Here is an 8,858-nt window from a genome sequence, read left to right on the forward strand (position 1 = left end):
GGCTGAACTCGCTGCAGCGCAACATCAACGCTTATATGAACTCCAAGAGCAAGAAATTCGCCGGCATTCAGGCTTATGTGACAGCGTCGGCGGCCGCCAAGGGTGCCCAAGCCGCGGTAGATGCCGCCCAAGCCGAAGTCGACGCGTTGAACGCCAAGTTGAACGACCCGAATACTCCGGCCGACCAAGTCCCGACCCAGGAGCAGATTGACGCAGCGCAGGCGGCTCTCGATGCCGCCAATATAGCGGCGGCCGATGCTGCTGCCGCCGTCCCGTCGCTGGATGACGCGCTCGCCGATATGGCCAACAAGCCGGTCGACGCCGAGGTCACCGAATGGGCCAACGGCGTGCTTGCCGAGAAGATCGACGAGATGGCTGCCAAGCAGACTCCTGCGGCAACGCCGTAAGGCGGTCACAGGTGAAGCGACCCTAGTCGAACGTGCAAGCCGCCGGGTCACCCCCCCGGCGGCAGGGCGACCCGAGCTTGCCACCTTATTCTCCTCTTTGAGGGCGACCCCCAAACAAGCGGAGTTGCTACCGACGCGTAGGAACAAAAGTGCCGAAATACCGTGTTGAGGAGATGGCAGGCGATGCCGTGACGGCCACCCACACCGTCAACGCGAAAACTCCGATCAGGGCGGCGCGCGAAGCGGCGGAACGAGACGTCATTCTACGCCCGGCCACATCTTCGAATACAGTTCAGCCTGTAGGGCGGTCCATACCCGGCTGGCCGCGGCTCACGCTGGTTTCTTGAAACGCACCATGCCGTCGACCTCGATGCCCAAGTTCGACTATTGACCCGGACCAGGGTTCTCTGTCTGGTTTTGAGCCAGGGGGGAAGCAATACGATTTCCTGGACGTGCCGCTTGAGGCGTTTGTCGCGTTCAAATCTGCCTTCGCCAAGGCCGCTTTCAACAATCACATCGCAACCAACTATGCATTCCGGCTCGCCCAAGAAAAGGCTGCAGGCTCGTTGGACGATTAAGGGAGGTTCTTTCAGAAAAACGGCCCGCACTGATCGAAGGCGCACGGGCCGGACCGTTGCCGCCGGTCGGCAGCGGGAGGCATCCATTCCGGCCGGTGCAAACAGGCCTCTCCCGGCACAATTAGCAACCTTCGGCAGTCGTTTTCATCTGTCCAGGGGCTGCGGACTTGGCACTGGTGTCATCCTGTTGACCAGGAGCGGCCTGCTTGGCACTGCCACTCTGCTGGCCCGGCGCACAGTCCTTCGCTGAGTTCGAATTGGTCGACTTCGTTGTGGTCGAATCCGTGTTGTTATCTGTCGTCGGCATCGTTGTGGTAGTGGAGGAGCCACTCGACGTCGTCCCTGTTGTCCCCGTCGTCCCCGCGAACGCAAGCCCGCTGGAAACAGCCATCATGGCAGTGGCAAAAAGAAGCCGCTTCATTCTTCATCTCCTAATGACAAGTAATGTCCCTTCCATTCGATAACGGGGGATGCGAAGGATCGGTTCCAATGCGATCTTGTGTTGACCGGCAGCTTTGGGGCGGCCATTAGCGGACTGGCAGCCTTCAGGCGGCGGATCTTCGGTAGCTGACATTCCGGCTAGCGCGGACATCGCCTTCCCATGGGCAGAAATTAGTCTCCTGGGCCCGCCCACGTTTCTCTCAAGCCTCCGATTTCATGGCCGACAGGTTATCACGATGTGTCTGAAGGTGCAGAAGCTGATCGTGCCCCTTGGTTGTGCAGGGCCAACCTCCCAACACCCTTGAAAAGGACTTGAAGTCGTCCCGCACCGGAGCGAACGTCTTCGCATGATCGGGATAACACGGCGGTCACCAGACACCTGACGAGTTGAAGGAATGGGAGCGACGCTCCCTGGAAGGCGACTTCTCGCAAATGCCGCGTCCCTTCCGTTGGCGTCAGTCAGCGCGCTTTGCGCATTTCATGAATGGCTATAAGGAGGCGGGCGGTTTGATCAATTCGCTCGTCTGCACCGCAGAATTGCCAGAGATGTCCTGGACGGCCGTTCGCCGTGGTACGGAAGCGCGCGGGACTTTATGGCTCTGGCTGAGGGCGTCCTTGACGGCCTGTGCGAAGACAACGCGAGGATGGAGGGCATCAATACAGCACCCGCGTTCCGCGACGCCTTCATGTCCAAACGCTGCCTGATCCCTGCCGACGGCATCTCGCCGTGAGGAAGAAATGACGCTGAGGACGCCAACTGTCGTCGGGTCCGCTGGCTGCATGGGTCACGCCGCAGGCGTTGCAATCCCTTCTAAAGCGATGATCCTGGTGTTAGCGGAACGTTTGCGGATCTCGATCAGCCGGGCGTATTCCGGCGAATTATACCAGCCCATCAATGACGCCATGTCGGGGAATTCGACAATGACCAGTCGGTGTGGATCCCAATCACCTTCCAGAACCTTGGTGGCGCCACCGCGGCCCAGATACCGCCCACCGTACCGCTCTTCGGTAGCGGGAACGTCCCGCCGATATTCCTCGAACAAGGCAGCGTCTTTTACGTCTACATCCGCTATCAGATAGGCAGCCATCTGTGTTTCCTCCTTAGACCTACCTCGCGCTCCTCGGCTTCGGCGTCGTCGGTCCGCACCCTGTCGACGATCTCCGTGGCGACATCCAGCGCCAGCGCGCTTTTCGATGATTGTTGGCGCTGCCACGGCTTTCCTTCATTCGCATGGTTCGCAAAGATTAGCATGATCGCATGCTCTCGTGTCTGGCGGTCTCCCTCAAAGCGTCATCGACCGCCCTTCAGATGAGACACCGCCGTCTCGACAGGTAGGCTCGGCAGGGTTCGGTTTTTCTTCGGTCCTTTTCATCCAAAACTTGTCGAAAAGCGCGAATGAAAATAGGAAATATGCAACCTGAAAGATGATAAAAATCAGCAAGGTCCATGCAAGGGACTTCCAGAACGAATCCGTTGCTAGGGCGTGTACTCATAAACGACGTTCAGTCGGTCAACGTTTTCGACCAACCTCGGCCCTTTTGCCTAATAGCTCCTAGGGCAGTGGGAGCGGTTTGTCGCTGAGTGTACGCAAGTAGGCGATCAGGTTGACCCGTTCGGTCTCGTCCGGGACGCCAGGCACCTCCATGTAAACACCCGGCGTGGTGAGCATGGGCTCAAGCAGATATTTGTTCAGGTCCTCGTACGTCCATACACCCTCTAAAGCCAGCAAGGTGTCGGAGTAACGCATGTTTGCCATGGATGCCTTATCGCGGCCGACGACGCCCCATAAGTTCGGTCCCGTTTTGATCCCTCCCTGTGGCTCGGCATTGTGGCAACCGTGGCACACGTGTGTGAAGTAGGTTCGGCCTTTCTCGACATCGGCAGCAGCCAACTTCATCGAGATCGGAGCTGGCGTTGGCAACACGACGCCGTGCGACATGAGATAGTCAGCAACTTCGCGTTGCCCCTTGAATTTTGCCAGATGGAGCGGTGTCTTGCCGTCCTTTGTCTTCGCATTCACGTCCGCGCCGGCCTCAACCAGTGCTTTCACGCAATCGAGGCAACCGAGATTGACCGCGATGTGGATAACGTTTTCGCGGCTGCGCTTCGAATTTGGATTTGCGCCCCCGTCCAGCAACAGATTGATCAAATCGGTTCTGCGTTTTGCCAAAGCCAGAATAAGGGCAGGACCCAATCGCGGGTCCGGGACGGCGTTGACGTCGGCACCGCGTTCAATGAGCAGTTTTGCCGCTGCAAAATGACCGCCTTTGACCGCAAGATAGAGTGGTGTCGTGCGCCCGTCGCTCTCATCGACGCCGGCACCAGCGTCGAGCGCTGCCGTGATCGCCGCGACATCGCCCTTCATGGCGGCGTCGTGAATGCCGGCGGCATGCGATACAATCGGTGCAAGCAGTAGTGGAATGAAAAGCAAGGACATGCGCATTTGGCATCTCCCAAGGCAAACTGCGGTACGGGTCATGCTTTCAAGGCCGCAAAAACATACCACGAATGCCGGATCGTAGCCACCCAACCGGTGCCTGGAAACGAATCGCAAGGTCGATCCGTCCGGCTGTGGCTTCGGGCTTATGAGTCCACAACCTAGAACCGCGTCGGGTAACACCGCCCTGCACATACCCTAGATGTCTTCCCTTTTGTGAACCCTCCGCCTTCCGAACTCTCGGAAGAGCCCAAAAAGGTCCCGGGTCGCCCAGATCCCACTCGCCCGTCAGACCTATTCGATTTCGTCCGCCATCCTTCTAGCTGCAAGGCCCGTGCAGGCGCTCAAGTCCGCATTATTGGAGCTGATGGTCAACCGGTCGCCAGTTCCCGACTGCATATTATGCGACTTTGGGCGCCGTGTGCCCAATTCGCTCGCCGAGAGCAGATGGCCTCGACAATTCGAGTTGACTGTCGTTCCAGATCGAGCGCAAATCCGTATCATGAATTGTCGTGAACGTCGGAATAATATAATCGAAATATTTCCGATGATGGTTTCCATTTTCATGACAAAATATTGGAGATGGCGACCCTCGAATGAGTGCTTTATTATTTTCCGACTTCAATTCAACAGATACCGAGACACTGGCCCGTCGTTCTCTAACGCAAAACGCAACGCCTAGATCAGGCCAGGCGCCAGATTCGAATGCGCTGTCGCAGCACGCTTATGACGAGCGTTGGCTACAAGATCTGCTGTTTCGGCATCCAGAGTTGATCGTGGCCGACCGGCTTGATGGCGGCTTGAGCGATGTCGTCCCCTTATGCCGGGAACTCGCCATTCCTCGTGCAAGCGGGACAGTGTTCGCGGATATTCTGGGCGTGGCAAGAACCGGCCGACTGGTCATTATTGAGTGCAAGCTTTGGCGTAACCCGCAGGCGCGTCGGGAGGTGTTGGCGCAAATCCTGGAGTATGCCGCGCTGCTGCGACGCTGGAGCTTTGGCGATCTGACCGCGGGGATAAGACGCAAGCTGGCAACCCATGTGCCGAACCCGATCTTTGCCGCGGCGAAGCTTCGGTGGCCAGAGCTCGAGGAGGCTCCATTTGTTGATGCCATGACGCAATCGCTAAAGCTGGGTGACTTTCAGCTCATTATCGCCGGAGATGGCATCCGCTCGGATACGCATGCGATTGCCGAGCATCTAAATTCGCAAGGCGCCGGCCTGGCGCAACTGACATTGCTTGAGATCCAGCTTTGGCAGGCGGCATCAGGAGCCATTGTCGTGGTGCCAATGGTGCCACTGCGTACCGAAGTCCTTCAGCAGAGAGTTTTGGTCAACGGTGAAGGCATACCGCTCCAATTGGAGACCCAAGAGATAGGGGCTACCCAGGCTGACGAGAGTATGGAGAGCGTTGTCGATCCAGACCGCGTCAACCGGCGAAGCATCAACCGCGCGTTCTGGCAGCGCTTCATTGATCAGGTGCAATTCGACCACTCAGACCAACTGCCCCCGCGGCATGGCGGCGACAATTGGGTCAGGATTCCCCTACCCGAGCCAATCGGCTGGATAACAGGCTTTCGTTCGACCGGCACCAGAGCTGAGGTCGGGCTGTTCCTGACCTTTCGTGACGAGGACGGTCAGACCCTTTTTGATGAGTTCCACAACGACATTGCAGAGCTGCGCAGCGAAGGTAGCCTTGACCTGATCGCGAGGTCGAAATCCGCCGCACCGTTCTGTGCGGAACTCGGCGTGTTCAGGCCACGCTCGGACTTCGCGAGCGATGACCAGCTACTCGACTGGCTCTGCGATGCAGCAAATCGCTTTGTCTCTCTGATCCGGCCTCGGCTTAGCGTACTAGCGGAAGCCGCCGAATGACACGGCTTCTCAAGTGGGAACGACTGGCCTTAAAGGGCGACTTCTCGGCGATGCCGATACCGTTCGCCTGGGATCAATCAGGGCGTTTCGCACATTTCCTGAATGGCTACGAGGTCACCGGAGGAATGGACCCTCTTGCCGAACTTTCCAACGCGATGTCAGCGCGAGTCCGCGAGACCGGCAAATGGGAAGGCAGTGCGCTCGAGCTTTGGCTCTGCCTTTTCTTCCAGCATCGAGCGCATCGTCATATGGGTTCGGAAGGTAGCGAGCCGATGCTCGACGGACTTTGCGAAGCGCTACGTATGGCGCTCAGTCGGCTGTCTCCAGCCGAGGCCAAAGCATTGGCTTCGCGGCTCAACCAGAACGCTAGTTAGGCGATGTGCTTTTGGCTTGCGACGCACGATTGCTTAATCGATGAACTCTTGCACGTCAGCTGTCGGCTGACCCAGTCGCGCTTTGGGTGATGAACAGTTGAGGCAGGCTATCGTTCCTCAGTATCAGAGTGGACGACTGCAGACGCCGAGAAGGTCAAAGTAAAAATATTTGTCGGTACCTTGTGATTATCATATGTCCCGACAAAATTTTTTGCCGGGCCATCCCGCTCTCTAGTGCCGACCATTTGCGTCCACAGAAATCTTTTTACGGCATCAAATCGGTGAATGGCCACTTCTTTCACTTTTCTTGAATCAGAAACATTGAGATTTCTTCTCAGCGAAGGGGCGCTGTCAGTTAACGCGCTCGACGTTCAGAGGATCTCATGGCCACCAAAATCAACTCAGTTTCAATCGACGCACTCATCCCCTACAGCAACAACGCACGGACCCATTCCAAGAGACAGATCAGACAGATTGCCGACAGCATCCAAAAGTTCGGCTTCACCAACCCAGTTCTAACCGACGAGAGCAACAATGTCCTTGCTGGCCATGGTCGCCTAGCGGCAGCGCGCCTGCTCGGGCTGAAGGAGGTGCCGACGCTTTCCATCACCCATCTCAGCGCTGCCGAAAAACGCGCCTACATTGTTGCCGACAATCGGCTCGCCGAGAAGGCCGGCTGGGACAAGCAGATCCTGGCCATTGAGCTACAGGCGCTAGTCGATCTCGACTTCGACGTCGCGATCACCGGCTTCGATATCCCGGAGGTCGACCTGATCATCAGCGAGTTCTCGCCCGACAATCAGGACGATGAAGTCGATGAGGATGAGCCGGGCCTTCCGGAGAAATCAACAGGACCAGCAGTAACTCGGCCTGGCGATCTGTTCCTGCTCGGCGATCATCGATTGCTTTGCGGCAACGCGCTTTCGGCAGCGAATTTCGAGACGCTGATGCAGGGGGAGAAGGCGTCCGTCTGTTTCACAGACCCGCCCTACAACGTTCCGATCGGCGGACACGTCAGCGGGCTTGGCAAGACGAGCCACCGGGAATTTGCAATGGCATCCGGCGAGATGTCCGACGACGAGTTCGCAGGGTTCCTGGAACAGTCGTTCTCACTGATTGCTGGGTCGAGCAAGCCGGGCGCTATCGCCTTCGTGTGCATGGATTGGCGTCATATCGCAGAGACCACATTGGCGGGTAAACAGACGTTCGGCGATCTGCTCAATCTGTGCGTCTGGAACAAGACTAATGCCGGCATGGGCAGCCTCTACCGCTCTCAGCACGAACTGGTGCTGGTGTTCAGGAATGGCAAGGAGCCGCATCGCAATAATGTTGAACTCGGCAAACATGGACGTCACCGCAGCAATGTCTGGACCTATCGCGGCGCCAACAGCTTTGGCACCTCGCGAATGGAAGAGCTCGAAGCGCATCCCACCGTCAAACCTGTCGCTCTGGTTGCCGACGCTCTGCTCGACGTCAGCCGCCGCGGCGACGTCGTGCTGGACCCTTTTGGCGGCTCGGGCAGCACGCTACTCGCATCGCACAAGACCGGGCGCCACGCACGCCTTATCGAGATCGATCCTGTCTATTGCGATCTGATCATCCGCCGCTTCGAAAGGCATACGGGCAAGCAGGCAACGCTCGCCACCACGGGCGAGACTTTCGAGGAACTGTTCGAGCAGCGTGGAAGCGTCAAAGCTTCCGGCGTACTCGCCAAAACAGCGTCCGCCACCCCAGCGCCTGAAACTGTGGGAGGCGTGCTGTGACCACCCGGAGAAAGAAATCTGCCGACTACTCGATAGGCTACGGCAAGCCTCCGGCTGAAACCCGGTTCCAGAAAGGAATGTCAGGCAATCCGAAAGGCCGGCCGAAAGGCAAAAAGAACATGAACACTATCGTACGCGAGACGCTCTTTGGGCCGATCCAAATCCAGCAGAATGGCAGGACGACGACGGTGACGGCGCTCGAGGCCATCCTCCTCAAAATGCGCAACAATGCGCTTTCAGGCGATTTCCGGTCGGCGGCCCATGCTCTTCAGCTCGCATCCCGTTGTGCCGAACTTGAGGAAAGCCGGCAACCCGATGCAGAGGTCGACGTGTTCGATCCGCAAACAATGGTCGACATGATGCGGGATTATCTCGACCACAAGGACTCGCCAGAGAACGATACCGAGACCCGTTCCAAGACCGGCGACGAGGGAGACGAGGAATGAACGCTCCAATCCCCCTACCGGGCCGACCATCCTCTTCGCCCGTTGCACCGACTGCCCTTCAGCTGCTGTTGGGCGCGGCCCGCGTTGACCTGGCGACCTTCGTGGCGCTGGCTTTCTCCGCCGTCGATCCAGGCGCCAAGTATTTGCCCAACTGGCACATTCGCGCCATTGCGCATCAGCTCGACCGCGTGTCCGCGGGCAAGTGCAAGCGCCTGATCATTACGATGCCGCCAAGATCGTTGAAGTCGGTCACAACCTCGGTCGCGTTCCCGGCATGGATTCTTGGCCGTGATCCGTCGAAGAAAATGATCTGCGTCTCTTATGCTCAACCACTTGCGGTCAAGCACGCCAACGACTTTCGAACGGTCGTCAACACCGCCTGGTACCGGTCGATGTTTCCGACCTTCAAGGTTAGCCCGCGCAAGAACACTGAAAATGAACTGCAGACCACACTCGGCGGTGGACGCCTGGCGACCTCGACCGGTGGTCAGCTAACCGGCCGGGGTGGCGACATCATCATTATCGATGACCCCTTGA

Annotated in this window: 8 protein-coding genes and 2 pseudogenes; 7 read left to right on the forward strand and 3 right to left on the reverse strand. The window is 58.0% G+C overall.

The features are described from left to right. Positions 1-407 (forward strand): annotated as a pseudogene (locus tag NKI96_RS32100) (hypothetical protein); the annotation flags it as partial. A 699-nt stretch (positions 408-1,106) separates the two neighbouring features. Here NKI96_RS32100 and NKI96_RS32105 read toward each other — a convergent pair. Beyond that, on the reverse strand, positions 1,107-1,406 hold the full coding sequence (locus NKI96_RS32105) for a hypothetical protein (protein WP_023726886.1): 300 nt from the start codon (positions 1,404-1,406) through the stop codon (positions 1,107-1,109). Positions 1,407-2,070: 664 nt separating this feature from the next. Here NKI96_RS32105 and NKI96_RS32110 point away from each other — a divergent pair. Further along, entirely contained in the window at positions 2,071-2,157 is an 87-nt protein-coding gene (locus NKI96_RS32110; RefSeq protein ID WP_348524486.1) for a hypothetical protein, read from the forward strand. Between the two features lie 54 nt (positions 2,158-2,211). Here NKI96_RS32110 and NKI96_RS32115 read toward each other — a convergent pair whose 3' ends face one another. Beyond that, positions 2,212-2,514, reverse strand: coding sequence for a DUF1330 domain-containing protein (locus NKI96_RS32115; protein ID WP_023670645.1), 303 nt, complete (start codon positions 2,512-2,514; stop codon positions 2,212-2,214). Positions 2,515-2,979: 465 nt separating this feature from the next. Continuing rightward, the gene (locus NKI96_RS32120) at positions 2,980-3,870 is read right to left on the reverse strand and encodes an ankyrin repeat domain-containing protein (protein WP_023740374.1); all 891 of its coding nucleotides are present in this window, start codon (positions 3,868-3,870) and stop codon (positions 2,980-2,982) included. Positions 3,871-4,460: 590 nt separating this feature from the next. Between NKI96_RS32120 and NKI96_RS32125 the strand changes: the two genes are divergently transcribed. From NKI96_RS32125 to NKI96_RS32145, 5 genes and pseudogenes are all read left to right on the forward strand, one after another. Then, entirely contained in the window at positions 4,461-5,738 is a 1,278-nt protein-coding gene (locus tag NKI96_RS32125) for a PDDEXK family nuclease (RefSeq protein WP_023726887.1), read from the forward strand. Continuing rightward, entirely contained in the window at positions 5,735-6,112 is a 378-nt protein-coding gene (locus NKI96_RS32130; protein WP_023726888.1) for a hypothetical protein, read from the forward strand. The genes NKI96_RS32125 and NKI96_RS32130 overlap by 4 nt, the downstream gene beginning before the upstream one ends. A 383-nt stretch (positions 6,113-6,495) precedes the next feature. After that, on the forward strand, positions 6,496-7,875 hold the full coding sequence (locus tag NKI96_RS32135; protein ID WP_023726889.1) for a site-specific DNA-methyltransferase: 1,380 nt from the start codon (positions 6,496-6,498) through the stop codon (positions 7,873-7,875). Continuing rightward, positions 7,872-8,321: a DUF5681 domain-containing protein gene (locus NKI96_RS32140; protein ID WP_023726890.1), complete on the forward strand. Its 450-nt coding sequence runs from the start codon at positions 7,872-7,874 to the stop codon at positions 8,319-8,321. The genes NKI96_RS32135 and NKI96_RS32140 overlap by 4 nt, the downstream gene beginning before the upstream one ends. Then, positions 8,318-8,858 (forward strand): annotated as a pseudogene (locus NKI96_RS32145) (hypothetical protein); the annotation flags it as partial. The gene NKI96_RS32140 and the pseudogene NKI96_RS32145, both read left to right, overlap by 4 nt.

It is taken from the genome of Mesorhizobium sp. M0292 (genome assembly GCF_040321695.1).
GTDB lineage: Bacteria > Pseudomonadota > Alphaproteobacteria > Rhizobiales > Rhizobiaceae > Mesorhizobium.